Here is a 21,475-nt window from a genome sequence, read left to right on the forward strand (position 1 = left end):
GTCCCCGGATATGATACACAAGACAGACGCGCCCTACCCAGGCCCAGCCTGGCGGGTCCCCCCCGCAAGGCCGAACAGGATCGTCGCCGTGCCGCGTCTCTCGCTACCCGACTTCAGCCTGGAAGGCTTCCGTCGCCAGCTGGCCAATGTCGATGCCCTGCCGCAGCTCTGCGTGCTGGGTGTGGTGTCGGGCCTGGTGACGGGCGGGCTGATGGTGGTGTTTCGGCTGCTGCTGTCCCTGGGTGGCATGCTGCTGTTTCCCGACGGCGATCCCGAGGCCTTCGAGGCCCTGTCACCGGCCCTACGGGTGCTGATGCCCCTGGCCGCGGCCGTCCTGATCGGCCTGTGGCTCTTTCGCCTGCCGCCGGAGGGGCGACGTATCGGCGTGGTCCACGTCATCGACCGGTTGACCTATCATCAGGGGCGCTTTCCGCTGCGCAACTGGCTGACCCAGTGGTGGGTGGGCGTGGTGTCGGTGATCGGCGGGCTTTCCGCCGGTCGCGAGGGAGCGGCGATCCACCTGGGGGCAGCGGCCTCCACCGGCCTGGGGCAGTTCCTGCGCCTGCCCCATAACAGTCTCAGGGTGCTGGTGGCCTGCGGCACGGCGGCGGGCATCTCGGCCTCGTTCAATACGCCCATCGCCGGGGTCATCTTCGCCATGGAAGTGGTGATGATGGAGTACACCATCATCGGCTTCATGCCGGTGATCCTGGCCTCCTCCATGGGTGCCGTGGTGGCCCAGCTGGTCTATGGGGCCGAACCCGCCATCGGCATCCCCGACCTGCACCTGAAGTCCTTGCTGGATATTCCCTGGATCCTGGCCAGCGCCCTGCTGATCGGCCTGCTGGCGGCACTCTTCGTGCGCGTGGCCCGGGGGCACGAGCGGCTTCAGCGGCTGCCCATGGCGTTGCGCTTCGCCCTGGCGGCGCTGGCGGTGGCAGGCGTGGCCTGGTGGTACCCCGAGGTGCAGGGGATGGGCTACGACACGCTGCAGCTGGCGCTGGGCGGGGCAGCCGTGGTGGATGTGCTGTTGGCGGTGGCGATCGGCAAGCTGCTGCTCACGGCCTTCACCGTGGCATGCGGCATCCCGGTCAGCATCATCGGCCCCATTCTGGTCGCCGGCGGTGCGGCCGGTGCTTTGTGCGGCCTGGCGGGCCAGGCCTTGCTACCGATGGGGGCCTCGGCACCCGAGGTCTATGCCCTGCTGGGCATGGCCGCGATGATGGGGGCCGTACTGCAGGCACCCCTGGCGGCCCTGATGGCGCTGCTCGAGCTCACCCATACTCCCGGCATCATCATGCCGGGGATGCTGGCGGTGGTGGTGGCCAGCCTCACGGCGCGGCAGCTGAGCCGCAGCCAGGGGTTCTTCCTTTCCCTGACTCGCCAGGGGCTGCATCCGCTGCAGCAGCCCCTGATGCAGGCGCTGTCCCGGGTCTCGGTGCCGGCGGTGATGGAGCGTAGCCTGGTGCGCACCTCGCGCATGGTGACCCATGATCAGGCCAGTGCTCTTCTCGAGTCCAATCCCGCTTGGGTGCTGATCGAGCGTTCCACGGACGACAAACCTCCCCTGGCGCTCAAGGCGGCCGACCTGGCCCGCTGGCTGCTGGAGCACGACACGCCCGAGTCGGAGGATGATAGCGCCCTGCTGGACCTGCTGGAGATCCCCGGCCAGCGCCTCGACATGGCACCGATCCACCTGCAGGCGACGCTCTCCGAGGCCTTCGAGCGGCTCAACGACAAGGCGCTGGATGCCCTCTACGTGGAGCACGGTCACCGGCCGAAGCAGAAGCGGATTTCCGGTATCATCACCCGTGACGCCATCGAGCGCTATTACCGCTTTTCCGATTCGACCCACGGCTGAGGAGTCGTCATGTATCTGTGGATGAAGGCCCTGCACCTGGTGGCCATGGTGACCTGGTTCGCTGCCCTGTTCTATCTGCCGCGCCTGTACGTCTACCACGCCATGGCCCGGGACAGGGGAGAGCAGCAGGCCATCGATCACTTCCTGGTCATGGAGCGCAAGCTCTACCGCGGGATCATGACCCCGTCGATGATCGCCGTACTGCTGTTCGGGGGGGGCCTGCTGGTGCTCAATCCCGGCTGGCTCACCCAGGGCTGGATCCATGCCAAGCTACTGCTGGTGGTGCTGCTGGTGGGCTATCACCATCTTTGTCTGATCTACCTGAAGCAGTTCGCCGAAGTGCGCTGTCGACGCGGTCATGTGTTCTTCCGTTGGTTCAACGAGCTGCCGGTGATCGCCCTGCTGCTGATCATCTTCCTGGCCGTGCTGAAGCCGTTCTGATGGCCGGGCCCCCTGAACTGACGCCCCACCTGCCGACGGTGTTGGTGCTGTCCGGTCACGACCCCACCGGTGGCGCCGGCCTGGTCGCCGATAGCGAGGCGGTGGCTGCCTGCGGCGGCTGGGCGCTGACCGTGCCCACGGCGCTGACGGTGCAGAACTGCCGGGACGTGAGCGCGGTGAGGCCCGTGTCCGCCGCTGACCTGGGCGCCATGGTGGCGGCGCTGGATGAATTCGAGATCGCCGCGATCAAGATCGGCCTGGTGCCGGATGGCGCCGTGCTGGATGCCGTGGTGGATATCCTGCGGCGTCGACCCGGGGTGCCGGTGGTGATGGATCCGGTCCTCAGGGCCGGCGGTGGCAGTGACTTGTCCACAGCCGAGCTCATCGATGCCATGCGTCGCCATCTGCTGCCGCGAGTGGATGTCCTGACCCCCAACCGGCAGGAGCTGGCCCGGCTGGCGGGGACCGAATTCGGCGATGACACCGAGCGGGCGGTGACGCTGATGTCCCTCGGTTGCCAGGCCCTGCTGGTCACCGGCACCGACCACCCCGCGCGACGGGTTCCGGCCGATCGGGTGGAGCATACCCTGCATGCGCCGGAGCTCAGCCGGCAGTGGACCTGGCCGCGACTCGCGGGGCGCTTCCACGGTTCGGGCTGTACCCTGGCGAGTGCGCTGGCGGCGCGCCTGGCGGCGGGCGAGTCACTGGTCACGGCCTGCGAGCAGGCGCAGGCCTTCACTTGGCAGGCGCTGGCCCGCGGCTGGCAGCCGGGACATGACCAGTGGCTGCCACGGCGCCTCTGGCAGTTGCCGACGAGGCCCTCCTTTCTCGCCATCGACGCTACGCCGCCGCCGGGATGACGGGACGGGCTGGTCATCGCCCCCCTGGCAGACGAGAATGGGACGAAGCCGGCAGAGGAGCGGGCAAGCGTCATTCGACGACATTCACCGACACTTCACCGCCCGCCACAAGGTTATACACAGAACTATCCACAGCCCGCCTGGTCGGGCACGCATCAACAGGGCAAGAGGTTGACATGACCACATCCGCACAGCTCTTCGAGCAGGCCTGCCGCCACATTCCTGGCGGGGTTAACTCGCCGGTTCGCGCTTTCAAGGGAATGGATCGTCCTCCGGTGTTCATGGAGCGTGCCCGGGGCGCCTATCTCTTCGATGTGGAAGGCAAACGCTATGTCGACTACGTCGGCTCCTGGGGGCCCATGATCACCGGCCATGCCGACCCTGAGGTGCTGGGCGCGGTGCGCGAACGGCTCGACAACGGCCTCTCCTTCGGCACCCCCACGGCCATCGAGACCACCATGGCCGACCTGATCTGCGAGATGATCCCCACCATCGAGATGGTGCGCATGGTCAATTCCGGCACCGAGGCCACCATGTCGGCGATCCGCCTGGCACGGGGCTATACCGGCCGCGACAAGATCGTCAAGTTCGAGGGCAACTACCACGGCCACTCCGACTCGTTGCTGGTCAAGGCCGGCTCGGGTGCCCTGACCCACGGCGAACCCAGTTCCCCCGGGGTGCCGGCCTCCTTGGCCGAGCACACCGTGACCCTCTCCTATAACGATCCCGATGCCGTCGAAGAGTGCTTCGAGGAGATCGGCAGCGAGGTGGCCTGCATCATCGTCGAGCCGGTGGCCGGCAACATGAACTGCATCCCCCCGCAGCCGGGCTTTCTGGAGACCCTGCGCCGCGTCTGTGACCAGTACGGCAGCGTGCTGATCTTCGACGAGGTGATGACTGGCTTCCGCGTGGCGATGGGAGGGGCCCAGGCCCACTATGGCATCGAGCCTGACCTCACCTGCCTGGGCAAGATCGTCGGCGGCGGCATGCCGGTGGGCGCCTTCGGCGGTCGTCGCGAGATCATGGAGATGATCTCGCCGCTCGGCCCCGTCTACCAAGCGGGCACCCTCTCCGGCAACCCGCTGGCCATGGCGGCCGGCATCGCGCTGCTCGGGAAGCTACGCCAGCCGGGCTTCCACGACGCCCTGGCGCAGCGGGTCGAGACCCTTTGCCACGGGCTCCAGCAGAGGGCCGATGCCGCGGGTATCGACATGATCACCCAGCGTGCCGGCGGCATGTTCGGAGTCTTCTTCACCGGCCAGAGCCGGGTCGACAACTTCGCCCAGGCCACCGCCTGCGACGGCGATGCTTTCCGTCGCTTCTTCTCCTTGATGCTCGACCAGGGGGTCTACCTGGCGCCATCGGCCTTTGAGGCCGGCTTCATGTCCAGTGCTCATGCTCCGGAGGACATCCAGTTGACCCTGGACGGTGCCGAGAAGGCATTTGCGGCGATGCAGCGGGCCTGAGATTCCACCCTCCATAGCGGGAGACCCCAGATGCGCCAGACACATGCCGAACATGCGGCCTTCTGCGAGGAGGCGCTGCAGCTGGAGGAGTTGGTCGACCGGCTGGTGGCCTTCCATCGCCACTCGTCCGGAGCGGCCCACCCCGAAGATGCCGGGCTGGTTGCCTTCCGCGAACGACTCGACGGGGAAGTGGCGGCCATCGAGCCACTGCTTGCTGGGGAGGAGGATCGCCAGCGTCTGGCCTGTCTTCGGCAGTGGCTCGAGCAGGATCTCGCGCGGCTGGCACCGGTCTTCCTGGCCCGCCGGGAGCACATGCTGGCGGCCAGCTGGGCCGTCGCGCATCCTGACAGTCGGCTCTGCGACCAGGGTCGGGTGCTGCTGGCCAATGCCATCGGCCGGGACCTCCAAGGCACCGGGGGCGATGGCATCGTCGACCCGGGCAGCGACCTGGCCGCGCTGCTGGTGGGGCTGGAATCCCATGGCGAGGCCGGCCTGGCTCGCCAGGCCCTCGATGGCTACCTGCGCCGCTCCGGGGACTACGAGCTGGCTCGCCTGCTCTCGGTGTTTCGTGTCGTCGAGGCTCTTTCCGGTGCGCGGCGCGCCCTGCAGCGCCATCAGGCGGCCGGTGAGGATGGCGAACGCCCTGCCCTGCTGGCTGAGACCATGCGGGAGTGCCGGGGCTACCTGGACCTGGCGGAGGCCTATGCCGAGTTCCGTTTCCCGCCGCTGATCATCGGCATCGGTGTCTCGGGCAGCGGCAAGAGCCGTTTCACCCGGACCCTGGTCGGTCGCCTGGGCGCCGTTCGCCTTTGCTCGGATGTGGAGCGGCGACGGCTTCATGGCATCGATCGACAGGCGGTCGTGATGGAACCGCCTGTGGACATCTTTTCCCGGGAGGCTTCCGAGCGCACCTACCGCAGTCTGGCCGAATGTGCCGGCGCGCTGCTGGAGGCGGGATTCCCGACCTGCGTCGATGGCACCTTCCTGAAGCGCGAGCAGCGCGATCTCCTGCGCCAGCAAGCCGAGGCCCGGGGCCTGCCGGTGTTGCTGGTTAGCTTCGAGGCCGATGAGGCCACCCTGCGCCGGCGCATCGACAAGCGCGCCCGGCGCCACGGCGTCCCGGTCGAGCAGAGCCTCGCCATACTGGCGCGTCAGCGGGCCGATATCGAGGCCTTCGGCGACGAGGAACGCCTGCACCTGCTGCACCTCGATACCACGGCGGACAACGCCGCCGAGACCCTGGCGGGCTTGATCCAGGATCACGTGCGGTTGACCTGAGGACCGCTCAGGAGGTCAGGAGGGGTGAGGCGAGCCCTGGCGGGAAGCGTCGCGCTGGCGGCGCCCCACCAGAGGTGGCGGGGCACCGAGGTTCTGGCGGGCCCAGTTCACCGCTTGGAGGCGGTTGTGCACCTTGATCTTGCGGAAGATGTTGTAGAGATGGGACTTGACGGTGTGCTCGCTGACGAACAGCTGGTCGGCGATCTCGATGTTCGAGGCCCCCGTCCCCAGCATGGCGATGATCTCCAGCTCCCGGTGGGTCAGGCCGCAGACCGGCCGATAGGAGTTAAGCTGCTGGCGGCGAAAGAACTGAATCATTCGCGTCATCAACGAGCGTGACATCCACAGGTTGCCTTCCAGCAGGATCGAGAGCCCCTTGCAGATCATGTCCAGCGAATCGCTGCGGTAGAAGACGCCCTGCAGGTTCATGGCCGAGAGGACCTCGACGGCATGCTCCTCGTCTCTAAGGTTGAAGGCGGCCAGTGACATGTCACTGGCCTCGGCCGCCCTGACATGCCACTGCTGCATGGTGGCCTCGTCGATATGATCCGCATCGAGCAGCACCACGGTCGGTGCGGTGTCCTTGCCCTTCCACTCCGTTCCCGGCGCGACGACCGAGACCGGGCAGTCGAGCTGATCGTGGAGATAGTTGATGAAGAGTTGTGACTGAGGGTTGTTGGCGGTGACCAGCAATACCAGGCTCTTCCCCTGTTCCATGGTCCTAACCCCTTCGCAAGGCGCGGTTAAGTTTCTGATGAGGCAATCAGCCATTCGTGGCACAAGCGCCACACTGGCTATTAGTCTCGGACAGAATGTAATTTTTCGTTACGAACGTTTGGTTATAATTAAATATACTTATGCGCCCTTTTGCTTCTATGTGGACCGATAAGTTGGCCGATCAAGCACTTGCCCCCTGAAAAGGGTTAGGCCACTCCTCTCTCCGAGACCGTTTGTCAAGGAAATTAAGCTTGGTGCTCGGGGTTTCGCGGTTCGATATCTCATGATTTGGCATGAAAAAAGACATCTAAATGGATGACATGCTTCCATACTCCCTGGCCCGACCGTTTCCCCTGCCGGTCTCGGCTCGTAGAATGGGTTATCCCTGACCGTTTGGAGAACCGACCATGACCCCAGCTCTGCTGGTCCTGGCCAGTGGCAATGTCGGCAAGCTGCGCGAGTTCCACCAGCTGCTCGCCCCGCTGGGCGTCGACGTGCGCCCCCAGGCCGACTATGGCGTGGCCGACGTCGCGGAGACCGGCCTGACCTTCGTCGAGAACGCGCTGCTCAAGGCCCGGGAAGCCAGTCGCCTCAGCGGGTTGCCTGCCCTGGCCGATGATTCCGGCCTGGAGGTCGATGCGCTGAACGGGGCGCCCGGCATCTACTCCGCGCGCTATGCGGGCGAGCCGAAGAGCGATCAGCGCAACAACGCCCGGCTGCAGGCGTCCCTCGCGGAGATGTCGGAGGGGTGTCGCCGGGCCCGTTACTGGTGCGTGCTGGTGCTGCTGCGTCATGCCGAGGACCCGGTGCCGCTGATCGTGCAGCGTAGCTGGGAAGGCGAGATCCTGCAGGCTCCCCGCGGTGAGGGGGGCTTCGGCTATGACCCATTGTTCTGGCTCCCCGACCAGGGAGCGAGTGCCGCCGAGCTCAGCGCCGAACAGAAGAACCGGCTCAGCCATCGCGGGCGGGCCCTGCAGGCGCTGGTGGCGGCGATGGGCGCTGGGCAAGACCAGCCATGAGTCCTTCTTCTTCGCCATTGGCCGGCGTGCCGCCGCTGTCGCTCTATCTTCACGTGCCCTGGTGTGTGCGCAAGTGCCCCTACTGCGACTTCAACTCCCATGGGGTCGGACGCAGCGCCGAGCTGCCCGAGGCGAGCTACCTCGAGGCGCTGATCGCGGATCTCGAGGCTGACCTGCCGCTGGTCGCGGGGCGCGAGCTGGTCAGTATCTTCATCGGCGGCGGTACTCCAAGCCTGATGTCGGCCGGTTTCTACGAGCGGCTGCTACAGGCCGTGGCGAGCCGGCTTCCGCTGGCAGCCGACATCGAGATCACCCTGGAAGCGAATCCCGGTACCCTGGAGCGGGGACGTTTCGCCGGCTACCGGGCGGCGGGGATCAACCGCCTGTCGCTGGGCGTGCAGAGCTTCCAGGACGCGCAACTGGCGGCGCTTGGGCGTATCCATGGCGGTGACGATGCCGTGGCGGCCGTCGAGGAGGCGCGTCAGGCGGGCTTCGACAACCTTAACCTCGACCTGATGCACGGCCTTCCGCAACAGACGCCGACGCTGGCGCTGGCCGATCTCGACCAGGCCCTGTCGCTCTCTCCTGAGCATCTGTCCTGGTACCAGCTGACCCTGGAGCCCAATACCGAATTCCACGCCTTTCCGCCTGAGCTGCCCGTGGAGGAGGTCCTGTGGGACATCCAGGACCTGGGGCACGAGCGCCTGGAGGCCGCCGGCCTCGAGCGCTATGAGATTTCCGCCTATGCCCGTGCTGGTCGGAGCTCGCGACACAACCTCAATTACTGGCGCTTCGGCGACTATCTGGGGATCGGGGCCGGTGCCCATGGCAAGCTCAGTGTCCCGGGAGCCGAGGGCCTGCAGATCCAGCGCCGCTGGAAATCGCGGCTGCCCGAGGCCTATCTGCGCCGGGTCAACGACCCGCGGGGTTTCGTGGCAGGCCGCGCCGATATCGACGAACACGAGCTGCCGCTGGAATTTGCCATGAATGCCCTGCGCTTGGTGGAGGGAGTGCCCCTGTCGACCTGGAGGGCCCATACCGGACGCGGGTCGCGTGCGTTGCTTTCCAGGCTGGTCACGGCCCGTAAAAAAGGACTTCTTGTGGAAGATGCCGACTGGCTTAGGGCATCACCTCAGGGTCTACTATTCTTGAACGAGATGCTGGCTCTGATCGATGATAAGTGAGCCAGTGAAGGATGACACGCGCCAACCCAAGGAGAAGAGGACACCATGATCAGATCCATCCGACTGATGGCACCGCTGGCCGCCGCCGCGCTGCTGGTAGGTTGTACCACCACCGATCCCTATACCGGACAGACTCAGCGTAGCCAGACCGGAACGGGTGCGGCCATCGGCGCCGCCGTGGGCGCCGCTGCCGGTGCCCTCAGTGGTGACGGCAGCACCAGCCGCCGCGATCGTGCCCTGATCGGCGCCGCCGTGGGAGCCGCCGCCGGCGGTGGCATCGGCGCCTACATGGATCGTCAGGAGCAGCAGCTGCGTCAGAGCACCCAGGGCACCGGTATCGGGGTCGATCGTCGCGGTGACGACATCGTGCTCAACATGCCGAGCGAGGTGACCTTCGCCTTCGACTCCAGCGACCTGACCCCCAATGCGCGCAACGCCCTCAATGACGTGGCCTCGGTGCTGCAGCAGTACCCCGATACGCGGGTCAACATCGCCGGCCATACTGACAGCACCGGCGACGCCGGCTACAACCAGCGACTCTCGGAGCGCCGTGCCGACTCGGTGGGCAACTACCTGGCCCAGTCCGGCGTATCGCGCAACCGCTTGAACATGCGCGGCTATGGCGAGAACCAGCCGGTGGCCAGCAACGACTCCGATCAGGGCCGGGCCCAGAACCGTCGGGTGGAGGTCACCCTGTCGCCCATCGAGGACCGCTTCCAGCAGCAGTAACTCGGCTTACTGAAGCCGTACCACCCGGGCCCGTCACTGCCGTGCAGTGGCGGGCCTTCTCGTCCTGCCGACTCACGGATCTCCTTTCATGCTTTCCTATCAGCATGCCTATCATGCGGGCAATTTCGCCGACGTTCACAAGCATCTGATGCTGTTCGCGGTCATCGACCACTTGTTACGTAAGAAATCACCCATTACGTACATGGATACCCATGCTGGTCGCGGCCTCTACCCGCTGGCGGCCGAGGAGACCGCGCGGCTCGGTGAGTATCGTGAAGGCATTGCCCGGCTATGGCAGGCGAGGGCGCGCCTGGGTGACGACCCGCTGCTCGGCGACTGGCTCGCCGCTGTCGGGCGGGTCCAGGCGCGGGACGGCCGGCTGGACCACTATCCTGGCTCGCCCTGGTGGCTCTCGGACCGCTTGCGTGCCAGTGACCGGCTGATGCTCTTCGAACTGCACCCCGGTGAGCATGGTCACCTGGCTCGCCAGACACTGCCCGACAATGTGCAGCGCATCCATGGCGACGGCCTCGAGGGGCTGGTGAAGCGCCTGCCGGTGGCCACCCCGCGGCTGTGCGTGTTGGTCGACCCCAGCTACGAGCGCAAGGCGGAGTATGGCGAGGTGGTTGATGCGGTGCTCGAGGCCATGCGCCGGGCCCGACATGCCATCGTGCTGGTGTGGTACCCCCTGCTGCCGCTCGGCCGCCATCGTGAACTGCTGGAAGGGCTGCGCGAGGGCGGCCTGCGCAAGATCTGGCGCAGCGAGCTGAGGCTGCGCGAGGCGGAGGAGGGCGAGCGGGGCATGGTCGGCAGCGGCATGCTGGTGATCAATCCGCCCTGGGGGCTGGATACGCGGCTGGAAGCCGCCATGCGCCAGGTCACGCCGCTGCTGGGGGCGACCTGCCGCCATACTGGTGACTGGTGGGTGGAGGAATAGCAGGGCAATCGTAGTTGGGTCTAGCGAGGGGCGCCGGGGACAGGTCGAAGAGGGGGTCCTACGCCAGGGATGGCGTCGGTAGCGCCCAGGGATGGGTTCACAGCGCCCCCTTGCAGACCTGCCGACGGATCAGCCCCAAGCCACAACGCTAACTGCAAAAGCCCTAGGGGGAGTAGGGGGCTACTTGCCGATGCAGAAACTGCCGAAAATCTCGCCCAGCAGATCATCCGCGCTGAACTCCCCGGTGATCTCCCCCAGGGCCTGCTGAGCGTCGCGCAGGTCCTCGGCAAGCAGCTCACCGGCCCCGTAGCCGGCGAGCTGTGCCTCGCCGTTGCCGAGGGCCTGGCGGGCCCGGTCCAGGGCCTCGATGTGCCGGCGCCGGGCCGAGAAACGCCCTTCGGTGGTGGCGGCATAGCCCATCACCGACTTGAGGTGCTCCTTGAGGCTATCCACTCCCGCGCCGCTCCTGGCCGACAGCCGGATCACCGGAGTGGCGGTGTCAGCATCGATGCCGGGGGCTTCGTGGCTGGCGTCGATCTTGTTGCGCACGAGCGTCAGCCGCGAGGGGTCCCGAAGGCGTGCGACGAATTCGGGCCAGATGGCCATGGGGTCGATGGCCTCGGTGGTGGCGGCATCCACCAGCAGCAGCACCCGATCGGCCTTCTCGATCTCTTCCCAGGCCCGGGCCACTCCGATCTTCTCCACCGCGTCCGGGGTATCGCGCAGCCCGGCCGTGTCGATGACGTGCAGGGGCATGCCATCCAGGTGGATATGCTCACGCAGCACGTCGCGGGTCGTGCCCTCGATGTCGGTGACGATGGCAGTGTCCTGCTCGGTTAGCGCATTGAGCAGGCTCGACTTGCCGGCATTGGGACGTCCGGCGATCACCACGCTCATGCCTTCCCGCATCAGGGCCCCCTGACCGGCCGCGGTCCGCACTTCGGCCAGGGCCGACTGGACCGCGGCCAGCCGGCTGGCGACATGCCCGTCGGCGAGGAAGTCGATCTCCTCCTCGGGGAAGTCGATGGCCGCCTCGACATACATGCGCAGCTCGATCAGCCGCTGGACAAGTGATGCCACGCGACGCGAGAACTCGCCCTGCAGGGAGCGCAGGGCGTTCTCGGCCGCCCCCCGGGAACTGGCTTCGATCAGGTCGGCGATGGCCTCGGCCTGGGCCAGATCCAGCTTGTCGTTGAGAAAGGCGCGCTCCGAGAACTCCCCGGGGCGGGCGAGCCGTGCCCCCAGCTGTACGCAGCGCTCGAGCAGCAGGTCCATGATCATCGGGCCGCCGTGACCCTGCAGTTCCAGGACGTCCTCGCCGGTGAAGGAGTGGGGACCGGGGAAGAACAGCGCGATGCCCTCGTCGATCACCGCGGATTCGCCGCGAAAGGGACCATAGTGGGCGTATCGTGGGGCGGGACAGTGACCGATCATGGCTTCGGCGAGCGTCGTGCAGGCGGGGCCGGAGACGCGGATGATGCCCACGCCGCCGCGTCCCGGTGGCGTGGCCAGGGCGGTGATGGTGTCCTGATCATGGAGACTGGCGGTCATCGGAGGCACCTCTGCTAGAAGGGAGATATTGTCCGGGGCGGGCCCCGTAAACGCCAGACCCCCGCCGGGGCGGGGGTCTGGAGGTGGCAGAGGAGCACCGCGCTACTTGGTCTTCATGCCCTTGCCGATACTCGGGTCGGCCTCGATCTTGCGGGTGATCGTGTACTGCTGAACGATGGAGATGCAGTTGTTGACTACCCAGTAGATGACCAGGCCCGCCGGGAACCACAGGAAGAAGAAGGTGAAGACGATCGGCAGCATCTTCATGATCTTCGCCTGCATGGGATCCGGAGGCGTCGGGTTGAGCATCTGCTGGACGAACATCGAGGCGCCCATCAGGATCGGCAGGATGAAGAACGGATCCTTCACCGACAGGTCCTGGATCCAGAACATGAAGGGTGCGTGACGCAGCTCCACGGATTCCAGCAGCATCCAGTAGAGGGCGATGAACACCGGCATCTGCACCAGGATCGGCAGGCAACCGCCCAGGGGATTGATCTTCTCCTTCTGGTAGAACTTCATCATCTCCTGGGACATCTTCTGGCGGTCGTCGCCGAACTGCTCCTTGAGGCGCTGCATTTCCGGGCCCAGCTTGCGCATGCGGGCCATGGACTTGTAGGCCTTGGCGGAGAGCGGCCACAGCGCTGTCTTCACCAGCATGGTCAGCAGGATGATGGACCAGCCCCAGTTGCCGATCAGGTCGTGGATATGGTCCAGCAGCCAGAACAACGGGTTGGCGATGAACCACAGCCAGCCGAAGTCCACCGTCAGCTCCAGGTGGGGGGCCACGGCTTCCAGCCGCTCCTGCACCTTGGGCCCCATGTAGAGGGTTGCCCCCAGTATCCCCTCCCCGTTGCCTGCCACGCTGCTGGTGGGGCCGGCGAAGGCGGCCACATTGCGGCTGCGGGCGTCGGTGGTGGCGTAATAGAGGTTCTGCTGGTTCTGAGGGGGGACCCAGGCCGAGGTGAAGTAGTGCTGGATGATGGCGACCCAGCCGCCTTCGACGTCGCGGTTGTTGAAGGCGCCTTCCTGAATCTCCTCGAAGCTGACTTTCAGATAGCGATCCTCCGGGGTGGAGTAGGCGGCGCCGAGATAGGAGCGCATGCCCATCTTGGGACCGCTGGAGGGGTCGCTGCTGTTGTCGCGGGCCAGCTGGCCGATGAAGCGAGCCGTGACCGGCTCCGCGGTGTTGTTGGCCAGGAAGTAGTTCACGTCCACCGCGTAGCTGTCACGCTCGAAGGTGAAGCGCTTGATCACCTCCACGCCATTCACCTCGGCGGCCAGGTCGACCTCGAGGCGCTCGTCGTTCTTGCCCAGCCGATATTCGGTCGCCTCGGGGGTGAAGGTGATGCGGCCTTCGTGGCCCTCGAGCTGAAGGCCGGAGCGCGCCACATAGCTGCGACTCTCGCTGTCGGATAGCAGCACATAGGGCCGTTCGGAATCGAGGCTGAAGCGATGTTGGGGCAGCGCGGCATAGACGATGTCCCCGCCCTGGGGGTCGATGCGTACATCGAGCACGTCGGTGACGACGGCGACCAGATCACGGCTGCCCGACGCAGAGGCGGGCTCGCCGGGAATCTCTCCGGTCATGTCGTCCGCCGAGCCGTTGGTCGCGGGTACCGAGAGATCATCGCTACCCGAGGAGGCCGGGTCCTGGCGAGCCCCTTCCGGGGCACTGCTCGTGACGGCGGGAGCTTGCGGCTCAGGGGCCACCTGTCCGTAGTCCTGATTCCACTGGACGATCAGCAGGTAGGCGAGTATCGCCAGGGGAATTACGAGGAGAAGTCGTTTTACGTCCATGAGGGGTCTGCCCGATGGGTAGTGAACATTCCGATGGCGCAACGCAGGTCGCACACCCGAGATACACGAAAGCCTGCCGGAGGCAGGCTGGATAACGCGTGCAGGCTGGCGGCATTCGATACGTCAGCGTGGAGGGTCGCAGCGCAGATGGCAGTGGTGATGCTCATGCGGGCTCCGGGATGCACTGGCACGCTGGGGTGCCGGTCATCGTTCGCGACCCGCGTCACCGCTCTCCTGGATGAGCAAGTCCTTCCCGTGGGACGACTTGCGCGCCTCTCGCTCCAGGCGACGCCACATCCCGTGGAGCTGGCGATGCACAGTGGCATTGTCCAGTTCATGGACTCCTCGTCTTGCCAGCACCACGATATCCACCGAGGGCAGGCGATGCTGCTGAAGCCGGATGGAGTCACGCACGATGCGCTTGAGGCGGTTTCGGTCGACGGCTCTGCGGACGTTCTTCTTGCTGAAGATCAAACCGAGTCGCGGATGACCTCGCTCATTGGGAGAGGCCAGGGCCATCAGCCCCTTGCCGTGGACCTTGAATGCAGCCGTTTCGAAGACACGTCGATAATCCCCGGCTGTCAGCAGTCGCAACTGCTGGGGATAGCCCTGAGTGGACACGCGAGGGCCGCGGTCAGGCGCTCAGACGCTTGCGGCCCTTGGCACGGCGACGGGCCAGTACGGCACGACCATTCTTGGTGGCCATGCGCGCACGGAAGCCATGCACGCGCTTGCGCTTGAGGACGCTGGGCTGAAAAGTACGTTTCATAACTCGTTATTCCCACGTGGTTTTCGGTACGAATCGATCATTCGGAGGCATCCGGATGCCGCTGGCGGCTCCGGGGGTATTCGGTTCAAGACCGGAAATTGTAGTGATTTCAGCCTCGGGGTGCAATTCTTCCGTGCGTCTCGACAGAGCTATCGCAGATAGCAGCACTGCTCGGGGCCGATCCGTCGGCAGGATGTGGTGCCTGGCTGTCCGGTCGTTGAGGCCCCAGGCGATCATCGCCGGGGATCTGGCCCTGTTATCACTATTGGGGATATGTATTGTGAGTAATCCTTTATAGTCTATTAATATCAATATTTTGCTGATAATGTTTTGCTGTGGACAAGGTGGGGATGCCGCGGGGACGGCCTGTCCCGGCCGTCGGCCGGGCAGGCCGAATTCGTGGGTTCCGACATCGGCAGCACGCGGTTTCTCGGTGGGTTGCAGAGGGTTTTCCACAGATCACGTCACGGCGAGGGGCGTGTGGATAACCCGCCGCCTGGGCGATACAATAGGCGGTCGTTTTCAATGCAATGGTGAGGTCGCGTGTCACTGGCTCTTTGGCAACAATGTCTGGATACCCTGCAGGCCGAACTGAGTTCTCAGCAGTTCAATACCTGGATCCGTCCGCTTCAGGCGGAGGAAGGGGAGTCCAACCAGTTGCGCCTGCTGGCGCCGAATCGCTTCGTGCGTGACTGGGTCAGCGACAAGTATGCCAAGCGGATCAGCGAGCTGATGCGCGAGCTCTCGCCCGCCAAGCCGCCGAAGGTGGTGCTGACCGTCGGCAGTCGCCGCGCGGCGCCGAACCCTCAGCCTCGTGAGCTGGGCAATCCCGTCTCGGCGGCTCGTGTCCCCGTCGCCCCGGCGGTTCAAGTGACGCCGCGGGGGGATGTGGGGGACGAGCGCGAGATCGATCAGCTGCGCGAGGAAAGAAGCGGCCAGCGACGTGGCGGCGAGCGCCAGGTGCAGGTGGAAGGGAGCCTCAAGCACAATAGTGGCCTCAATCCCAATTTCACCTTCGAGACCTTCGTCGAGGGCAAGTCCAACCAGCTGGCCAGGGCCGCCTCCCGTCAGGTGTCCGAAAATCCCGGCGGCGCCTACAATCCGTTGTTCCTCTATGGGGGGGTCGGCCTCGGCAAGACCCACCTGATGCATGCCGTGGGCAACGCCCTGGCGACGCGACGCCAGAATGCGCAAGTGATCTACCTGCATTCCGAGCGCTTCGTGGCCGACATGGTCAAGGCGCTTCAGCTCAACGCCATCAACGACTTCAAGCGCTTCTATCGCAGCGTCGATGCCCTGCTGATCGATGACATCCAGTTCTTCGCCGGCAAGGAGCGCTCGCAGGAAGAGTTCTTCCACACCTTCAATGCGCTGCTCGAGGGCGGCCAGCAGATGATCCTGACATCTGATCGATATCCCAAGGAAATCAGTGGGGTAGAGGAGCGCCTGAAGTCGCGCTTCGGCTGGGGGTTGACGGTGGCCATCGAGCCGCCGGAGCTGGAGACCCGGGTGGCGATCCTGATGAAAAAGGCCGATCAGGCCAAGGTCGACTTGCCCCACGACGCCGCCTTCTTCATTGCCCAGAAGATCCGCTCCAACGTGCGTGAGCTGGAGGGTGCCCTGAAGAAAGTGATCGCCGACTCTCACTTCATGGGCAAGACGATCACCCAGGACTTCATCCGCGAATCCCTCAAGGACCTGCTGGCCCTTCAGGACAAGCAGGTCGGTGTGGACAATATCCAGCGCACCGTGGCCGAGTACTACAAGATCAAACTTGCCGACCTGCTCTCCAAGCGCCGTTCGCGCTCGGTGGCCCGGCCCCGCCAGGTCGCCATGGCCCTGGCCAAGGAGCTGACCAACCATAGCCTCCCGGAGATCGGAGATGCCTTCGGTGGCCGCGATCACACCACGGTGCTGCATGCCTGCCGCAAGGTGAAGGCATTGCAGGAGGAGAGCGCGGATATCCGCGAGGACTACAAGAATCTGCTGCGGCTGTTGACCAGCTGAACGGAACACCAGCGGTCGGTCGCCGGCCTCAATTCCTCCAGGACAAGTAGTGGAGCCGACATGAAATTTTCCATCTCCCGAGAAGCGCTGCTGCGCCCGTTGACGCTGGTTGCCGGCGTGGTGGAGCGACGCCAGACCCTTCCGGTACTCTCCAACGTGCTGATTCAGGTCGACCAGGATCAGGTGTCCCTTACCGGCACCGATCTCGAGGTAGAGCTGATCGGTCGCACCGCCGCCAGCCTGGTGGAGGAGCCGGGATCGGCGACGGTGCCTGCCCGCAAGCTCATGGATATCTGCAAGTCACTGCCGGACCAGTCGGAGATCCAGCTATCCCTCGAGGAGGGCAGGGCGGTACTGCGCAGCGGTCGCTCGCGCTTCACCCTCTCGACCCTGCCGGTGGCCGAGTTTCCCAATATCGAGGATGACCCGGGCAACGTCGAGCTCAGTCTGCCGCGGGGCACCCTGAAACATCTGATCGATGCGACCTCCTTCGCCATGGCCCAGCAGGACGTCCGTTATTACCTCAATGGCATGCTGCTCGAGCTGGGCCACAATCTGGTGCGCACCGTGGCCACCGACGGCCATCGCCTGGCCGTCTGCTCGCGTCCGGCAGAGATCCAGGTGGAGCCCGCCCAGAAGTTGATCGTGCCGCGCAAGGGGGTCCTGGAGCTGGTGCGCCTGCTCGATGATGGCGAGGAGCCGGTGAGTCTGACCCTCGGTGCCAGCCATGTGCGGGCCCATACCGGTGACTTCACCTTCACGTCCAAGCTGGTGGATGGCAAGTTCCCCGACTACGAACGGGTCGTGCCACGCGGTGGTGACAAGGTCATCATCGCCGACCGTGCCGAGCTGCGTCAGGTGCTGTCGCGTACGGCCATCCTCTCCAACGAGAAGTACCGCGGCGTGCGCCTGAATCTCGAGGAGGGCAACCTACGGGTGATGGCCAACAACCCCGAGCAGGAGGAGGCCGAGGAGAACGTCGCCATCGAGTACAGCGGGCCGGCCATGGAGATCGGCTTCAATGTCGGCTATCTCGTCGACGTGCTCGGCGTGCTGGACGAGGATCGGGTACAGATGACCCTGGCCGACCCCAACAGCAGTGCGCTGATGGAAGAACCCGGCGGCGGCGATGCCATGTACGTCGTCATGCCGATGCGTCTTTGAGGCGCCGGCTGGTGGTGCCCGTGCCGGGTGCCACCACCGCCATAGTCGATCCTGCCTGATGCCTCTCGAACGCCTCGCCTTCCACGGCCTGCGCAACCTGCAGGCCGTGGACATGACCCCGGGCCCACGCATCAATCTGTTCACCGGGGCCAACGGCAGCGGCAAGACCAGCCTGCTGGAAGGGATTCATGTCCTCGGCATGGGGCGTTCCTTTCGCGCCCGCCAGCTGCGTCATGCCGTCACTCACGATGCCGACGCCATGACGTTGCATGGCCGCCTGGCCGGCGATCCGGCGGTGACCATCGGCATACGCCGGCATCGCGAGGGTGGCGAGCGGGAGATGCGCCTGGCGGGTGAGCGTCTGGAACGCGTCTCGCGCCTGGTGGAGACCCTGCCGCTGCAGCTGATCAATCCCGATGCCTTCCGTCTCCTGGAGGGGCCGCCGGTCGGCCGCCGCGAGTTTCTCGACTGGGGCGTGTTTCACGTGAAACATGACTTCCTCGATGTCTGGCGACGCTTTCGGCGCGCGCTGAAACATCGGAATGCCCTTCTCAGGCATGGTAGAATGACAGATGCTTCCCTGGATGCCTGGGAACAGGAGCTGGTGCACTGGAGCGACCGCTTGGACGGCATGCGTCGCGAATGGGTCGGGATGTTCCTGCCGGTGTTCGAGGACACGCTGGCCGAGCTGGTCGCGCTACCCGGGCTGACGCTGCGCTATTCGCGCGGCTGGGACCGCAAGCGTGAGCTCGCGGACATCCTTGGCCACGGACGCGACACCGATCGTCATATGGGCTTTACCCAGCAGGGGCCGCAGCGAGCAGAGCTGGGTATCCGTCTCGGCAAGCGTCCGGCGGTGGAAGTGCTCTCCCGCGGTCAGCAGAAGCTGGTGGTGAGTGCCCTGAAGCTGGCCCAGGGGCGCCTGCTCGAGCAGGTCACCGGCCGCACCTGCATCTACCTGATCGACGACCTGCCTGCCGAGCTGGACCTCGAGCATCGCCGAGTATTCTGCGGCTGGCTGGAGCGCATGCGCTGCCAGGTGTTCATCACCAGCGTCGACCCCGATGCCTTGGCGGGCCTCTGGCAGCCGGACACCCAGGTGGCGATGTTCCACGTGAAACATTCCGAATCGGGGCAGGGACAGCTGCTGCCAATGGACAGACAGACTTCATGACGGAGTAGTCAATGAGCGAACAGGCTTACGACTCATCGAGCATCAAGGTCCTCAAGGGGCTGGATGCCGTACGCAAGCGGCCGGGCATGTACATCGGCGACACCGACGACGGCACGGGCCTGCACCACATGGTGTTCGAACTGGTGGACAACTCCATCGATGAAGCCCTGGCCGGGCATTGCAGCGAGATCCGGGCCATCATCCATCCCGACGAGTCGGTGACCGTGACCGACAATGGCCGCGGCGTCCCGACCGATCTCCACGAGGGAGAAGGCGTGTCGGCGGCTGAGGTGATCATGACGGTGCTGCATGCTGGCGGCAAGTTTGACGACAACTCCTACAAGGTCTCCGGCGGCCTGCACGGCGTGGGGGTCTCGGTCGTCAATGCCCTGTCCGAGGAGCTGAAGCTGACCATCTGGCGTGCGGGCCAGGTACACGAACAGATCTATCATCATGGTGTGCCCGATGCCCCGCTGGCGGTGGTGGGCAAGACGGAGAAGAGCGGAACCCGCGTGCACTTCCGCCCCTCGACCGAAACCTTCCACAACATCGAGTTCCACTACGATATCCTGGCAAAGCGGCTCAGGGAGCTCTCCTTCCTCAACTCGGGTGTGGCCATCCGCCTGATGGATGAGCGCAGCGGAAAGGAGGAGTTGTTCCACTATGAGGGTGGCCTCAAGGCCTTCGTCAATTACCTGAACACCAACAAGACGGTGCTCAATCCGGTGTTCCACTTCAATGCCGAACGCGACGACGGCGTCGGGGTGGAAGTGGCGATGCAGTGGAATGATACCTTCTCCGAGAATATCTTCTGCTACACGAACAATATCCCTCAGCGGGATGGCGGCACCCACTTGGCCGGCTTCCGCGCGGCACTGACCCGCTCGCTGAACCACTATATCGAGGCCGAGGGGCTGCTCAAGAAGTCCAAGGTCAACACCTCCGGTGACGATGCCCGCGAGGGTCTGACCGCGATCATCTCCGTGAAGGTGCCGGATCCGAAGTTCTCCGCCCAGACCAAAGACAAGCTGGTCTCCTCCGAGGTCAAGACCGCGGTGGAGCAGGAGATGGGCCGGCTGTTTTCGGAATATCTGGTCGAGAAGCCCAATGAGGCCAAGGCCATCGTCAACAAGATGCTGGATGCGGCCCGGGCCCGCGAGGCGGCGCGCAAGGCGCGTGACATGACGCGCCGCAAGGGAGCCCTGGACATCGCGGGCCTGCCCGGCAAGCTGGCCGACTGCCAGGAGAAGGACCCCAGCCTCTCTGAGCTCTTCCTCGTCGAGGGTGACTCGGCTGGCGGCAGCGCCAAGCAGGGGCGGGATCGTCGCACCCAAGCGATCCTGCCCCTCAAGGGCAAGATCCTCAACGTCGAGAAGGCGCGCTTCGACAAGATGCTCTCCTCGGCCGAGGTCGGCACTCTGATCACGGCCCTGGGCTGCGGTATCGGCCGCGAGGAGTTCGATCCCGACAAGCTGCGCTATCACTCCATCATCATCATGACCGATGCTGACGTGGACGGGTCACACATCCGGACCCTGCTGCTGACCTTCTTCTTCCGCCAGATGTCGCAGCTCATCGAGCGGGGGCATGTGTTCATCGCCCAGCCGCCGCTCTACAAGATCAAGCGCGGCAAGCAGGAGCTCTATCTCAAGGACGAGCAGGCGATGGTCGACTACCTGACGACGACCGCACTCGACGGGGCCCGGCTGCATGTCAACGCGGATGCGCCCGGCATCGGCGGCTCCCAGCTGGAGGCCCTCGTCAACCAGTATCGTGACGTGATGAAGCGCATCGATCGTCTGTCGCGCGTCTACCCCAATGTGGTACTGCGCAAGATCGTCCATGCGGCGCATCTCGACGGCGAGCAGAGCCTGCGCGACCGCGTCACCATGCAGAACTGGATCGAGTACCTGCAGGGCGAGATGGATGCGCTGGTCTCCTACGAAGGAGGGCCGCGTTATACCTTCCGCCTCGAGGAGGAGGACGAGCGTGGCGTCTTCCTCCCGGCGGTGACGCTGACGGCCCATGGCGTCACTACCGACTATGTCTGGGGTATCGATTTCTTCACCAGTGCCGATTATTCCGCCATGGCAGGCCTGGGTGGGACACTGGATGGCCTGATGGAGGAGGGCAGCTATGTGGCTCGCGGGGAGCGACAGAAGCCCGTCGCGACCTTTTATGATGCCCTGGCATGGCTGATGGCCGAGGCCCAGCGTGGCCTCTCCATCCAGCGCTACAAGGGGCTGGGCGAGATGAACCCGGATCAGCTCTGGGAAACGACCATGAACCCGGATACCCGTCGCATGCTGCGGGTCTCCATCGAGGATGCGGTTGCCGCTGACATGATGTTCAATACGCTGATGGGTGACGAGGTCGAACCCCGGCGCGACTTCATCGAACGCTATGCGCTTGTGGCCAACCTGGATATCTGATATCCGAGGCAACATGTTCCACGTGAAACATCACACCGCCTGAGTGCAACACAACGACAAGGCCGGCCATGAGGGCCGGCCTTGTC

General features: G+C 65.1%; 18 protein-coding genes. 13 read left to right on the forward strand and 5 right to left on the reverse strand.

Annotation, left to right across the window (positions count from 1 at the left end; genetic code table 11):
- The first annotated feature begins 88 nt into the window (after window positions 1-88).
- The 5 genes from OP498_RS03715 (at window position 89) to OP498_RS03735 (ending at window position 5,906) form a co-directional block, all read left to right on the forward strand.
- Entirely contained in the window at window positions 89-1,861 is a 1,773-nt protein-coding gene (locus tag OP498_RS03715; RefSeq protein WP_280552598.1) for a chloride channel protein, read from the forward strand.
- A 9-nt stretch (window positions 1,862-1,870) separates the two neighbouring features.
- Window positions 1,871-2,302 carry a protoporphyrinogen oxidase HemJ gene (hemJ, locus tag OP498_RS03720; RefSeq protein ID WP_280547216.1) on the forward strand — a complete coding sequence of 144 codons (432 nt, stop codon included), beginning with the start codon at window positions 1,871-1,873 and terminating at the stop codon, window positions 2,300-2,302.
- The gene (locus OP498_RS03725; RefSeq protein ID WP_280547215.1) at window positions 2,302-3,162 is read left to right on the forward strand and encodes a hydroxymethylpyrimidine/phosphomethylpyrimidine kinase; all 861 of its coding nucleotides are present in this window, start codon (window positions 2,302-2,304) and stop codon (window positions 3,160-3,162) included. The genes hemJ and OP498_RS03725 overlap by 1 nt, the downstream gene beginning before the upstream one ends.
- A 176-nt stretch (window positions 3,163-3,338) precedes the next feature.
- Window positions 3,339-4,628, forward strand: a complete 1,290-nt coding sequence (gene hemL, locus OP498_RS03730) for a glutamate-1-semialdehyde 2,1-aminomutase (protein WP_280547214.1) — start codon at window positions 3,339-3,341, stop codon at window positions 4,626-4,628.
- A gap of 30 nt (window positions 4,629-4,658) precedes the next feature.
- Window positions 4,659-5,906 (forward strand): bifunctional aminoglycoside phosphotransferase/ATP-binding protein, encoded by a 1,248-nt coding sequence (locus OP498_RS03735; protein WP_280547212.1) that lies wholly within the window; start codon window positions 4,659-4,661, stop codon window positions 5,904-5,906.
- A gap of 15 nt (window positions 5,907-5,921) precedes the next feature.
- On the opposite strand, the gene OP498_RS03740 is transcribed toward OP498_RS03735, so the two are convergent.
- A complete protein-coding gene (locus OP498_RS03740; protein ID WP_280547211.1) occupies window positions 5,922-6,623 on the reverse strand; it encodes a LuxR C-terminal-related transcriptional regulator in 702 nt (233 codons plus the stop codon).
- 407 nt (window positions 6,624-7,030) lie between these two features.
- Between OP498_RS03740 and rdgB the strand changes: the two genes are divergently transcribed.
- From rdgB to rlmJ, 4 genes are all read left to right on the forward strand, one after another.
- Complete coding sequence (rdgB, locus tag OP498_RS03745) at window positions 7,031-7,642, forward strand: RdgB/HAM1 family non-canonical purine NTP pyrophosphatase (protein ID WP_280547210.1); 612 nt, start codon at window positions 7,031-7,033, stop codon at window positions 7,640-7,642.
- Entirely contained in the window at window positions 7,639-8,826 is a 1,188-nt protein-coding gene (gene hemW, locus OP498_RS03750; protein WP_280552600.1) for a radical SAM family heme chaperone HemW, read from the forward strand. Before rdgB ends, hemW begins: the two co-directional genes overlap by 4 nt.
- 45 nt (window positions 8,827-8,871) lie before the next feature.
- On the forward strand, window positions 8,872-9,555 hold the full coding sequence (locus tag OP498_RS03755) for an OmpA family protein (RefSeq protein ID WP_280547207.1): 684 nt from the start codon (window positions 8,872-8,874) through the stop codon (window positions 9,553-9,555).
- A gap of 88 nt (window positions 9,556-9,643) precedes the next feature.
- Window positions 9,644-10,492, forward strand: coding sequence for a 23S rRNA (adenine(2030)-N(6))-methyltransferase RlmJ (rlmJ, locus tag OP498_RS03760; RefSeq protein WP_280547206.1), 849 nt, complete (start codon window positions 9,644-9,646; stop codon window positions 10,490-10,492).
- 180 nt (window positions 10,493-10,672) lie between these two features.
- On the opposite strand, the gene mnmE is transcribed toward rlmJ, so the two are convergent.
- The 4 genes from mnmE to rpmH form a co-directional block, all read right to left on the reverse strand.
- The gene (gene mnmE / locus OP498_RS03765) at window positions 10,673-12,043 is read right to left on the reverse strand and encodes a tRNA uridine-5-carboxymethylaminomethyl(34) synthesis GTPase MnmE (protein ID WP_280547205.1); all 1,371 of its coding nucleotides are present in this window, start codon (window positions 12,041-12,043) and stop codon (window positions 10,673-10,675) included.
- 102 nt (window positions 12,044-12,145) lie between these two features.
- A complete protein-coding gene (gene yidC, locus OP498_RS03770; RefSeq protein ID WP_280547204.1) occupies window positions 12,146-13,843 on the reverse strand; it encodes a membrane protein insertase YidC in 1,698 nt (565 codons plus the stop codon).
- 204 nt (window positions 13,844-14,047) lie between these two features.
- Window positions 14,048-14,464: a ribonuclease P protein component gene (gene rnpA, locus OP498_RS03775; protein WP_280547203.1), complete on the reverse strand. Its 417-nt coding sequence runs from the start codon at window positions 14,462-14,464 to the stop codon at window positions 14,048-14,050.
- Window positions 14,465-14,477: 13 nt separating this feature from the next.
- Window positions 14,478-14,612, reverse strand: coding sequence for a 50S ribosomal protein L34 (gene rpmH / locus OP498_RS03780; RefSeq protein ID WP_010626003.1), 135 nt, complete (start codon window positions 14,610-14,612; stop codon window positions 14,478-14,480).
- Between the two features lie 543 nt (window positions 14,613-15,155).
- Here rpmH and dnaA point away from each other — a divergent pair.
- Genes dnaA through gyrB form a run of 4 tightly spaced genes read left to right on the forward strand, consistent with a single transcriptional unit; the run spans window position 15,156 to window position 21,389 of the window.
- Complete coding sequence (dnaA, locus tag OP498_RS03785) at window positions 15,156-16,619, forward strand: chromosomal replication initiator protein DnaA (protein ID WP_280547201.1); 1,464 nt, start codon at window positions 15,156-15,158, stop codon at window positions 16,617-16,619.
- A gap of 60 nt (window positions 16,620-16,679) precedes the next feature.
- Complete coding sequence (gene dnaN, locus OP498_RS03790; RefSeq protein ID WP_280547200.1) at window positions 16,680-17,783, forward strand: DNA polymerase III subunit beta; 1,104 nt, start codon at window positions 16,680-16,682, stop codon at window positions 17,781-17,783.
- Window positions 17,784-17,841: 58 nt separating this feature from the next.
- Window positions 17,842-18,957, forward strand: coding sequence for a DNA replication/repair protein RecF (recF, locus tag OP498_RS03795; protein WP_280552602.1), 1,116 nt, complete (start codon window positions 17,842-17,844; stop codon window positions 18,955-18,957).
- 11 nt (window positions 18,958-18,968) lie between these two features.
- Entirely contained in the window at window positions 18,969-21,389 is a 2,421-nt protein-coding gene (gyrB, locus tag OP498_RS03800) for a DNA topoisomerase (ATP-hydrolyzing) subunit B (protein WP_280547198.1), read from the forward strand.
- Window positions 21,390-21,475 lie beyond the last annotated feature (86 nt).

The organism is Halomonas sp. 25-S5 (genome assembly GCF_029889845.1).
Lineage (GTDB): Bacteria > Pseudomonadota > Gammaproteobacteria > Pseudomonadales > Halomonadaceae > Halomonas.

Excerpts from the sequence above, each read along its gene's own strand:
- hemJ (WP_280547216.1), top strand. The coding sequence starts at position 1,871 with ATGTATCTGTGGATGAAGGCCCTGCACCTGGTGGCCATGGTGACCTGG.
- OP498_RS03725 (WP_280547215.1), top strand. The coding sequence starts at position 2,302 with ATGGCCGGGCCCCCTGAACTGACGCCCCACCTGCCGACGGTGTTGGTG.
- hemL (WP_280547214.1), top strand. The coding sequence starts at position 3,339 with ATGACCACATCCGCACAGCTCTTCGAGCAGGCCTGCCGCCACATTCCT.
- OP498_RS03735 (WP_280547212.1), top strand. The coding sequence starts at position 4,659 with ATGCGCCAGACACATGCCGAACATGCGGCCTTCTGCGAGGAGGCGCTG.
- OP498_RS03740 (WP_280547211.1), bottom strand. The coding sequence starts at position 6,623 with ATGGAACAGGGGAAGAGCCTGGTATTGCTGGTCACCGCCAACAACCCT.
- rdgB (WP_280547210.1), top strand. The coding sequence starts at position 7,031 with ATGACCCCAGCTCTGCTGGTCCTGGCCAGTGGCAATGTCGGCAAGCTG.
- hemW (WP_280552600.1), top strand. The coding sequence starts at position 7,639 with ATGAGTCCTTCTTCTTCGCCATTGGCCGGCGTGCCGCCGCTGTCGCTC.
- OP498_RS03755 (WP_280547207.1), top strand. The coding sequence starts at position 8,872 with ATGATCAGATCCATCCGACTGATGGCACCGCTGGCCGCCGCCGCGCTG.
- rlmJ (WP_280547206.1), top strand. The coding sequence starts at position 9,644 with ATGCTTTCCTATCAGCATGCCTATCATGCGGGCAATTTCGCCGACGTT.
- mnmE (WP_280547205.1), bottom strand. The coding sequence starts at position 12,043 with ATGACCGCCAGTCTCCATGATCAGGACACCATCACCGCCCTGGCCACG.
- yidC (WP_280547204.1), bottom strand. The coding sequence starts at position 13,843 with ATGGACGTAAAACGACTTCTCCTCGTAATTCCCCTGGCGATACTCGCC.
- rpmH (WP_010626003.1), bottom strand. The coding sequence starts at position 14,612 with ATGAAACGTACTTTTCAGCCCAGCGTCCTCAAGCGCAAGCGCGTGCAT.
- dnaN (WP_280547200.1), top strand. The coding sequence starts at position 16,680 with ATGAAATTTTCCATCTCCCGAGAAGCGCTGCTGCGCCCGTTGACGCTG.
- recF (WP_280552602.1), top strand. The coding sequence starts at position 17,842 with ATGCCTCTCGAACGCCTCGCCTTCCACGGCCTGCGCAACCTGCAGGCC.
- gyrB (WP_280547198.1), top strand. The coding sequence starts at position 18,969 with ATGAGCGAACAGGCTTACGACTCATCGAGCATCAAGGTCCTCAAGGGG.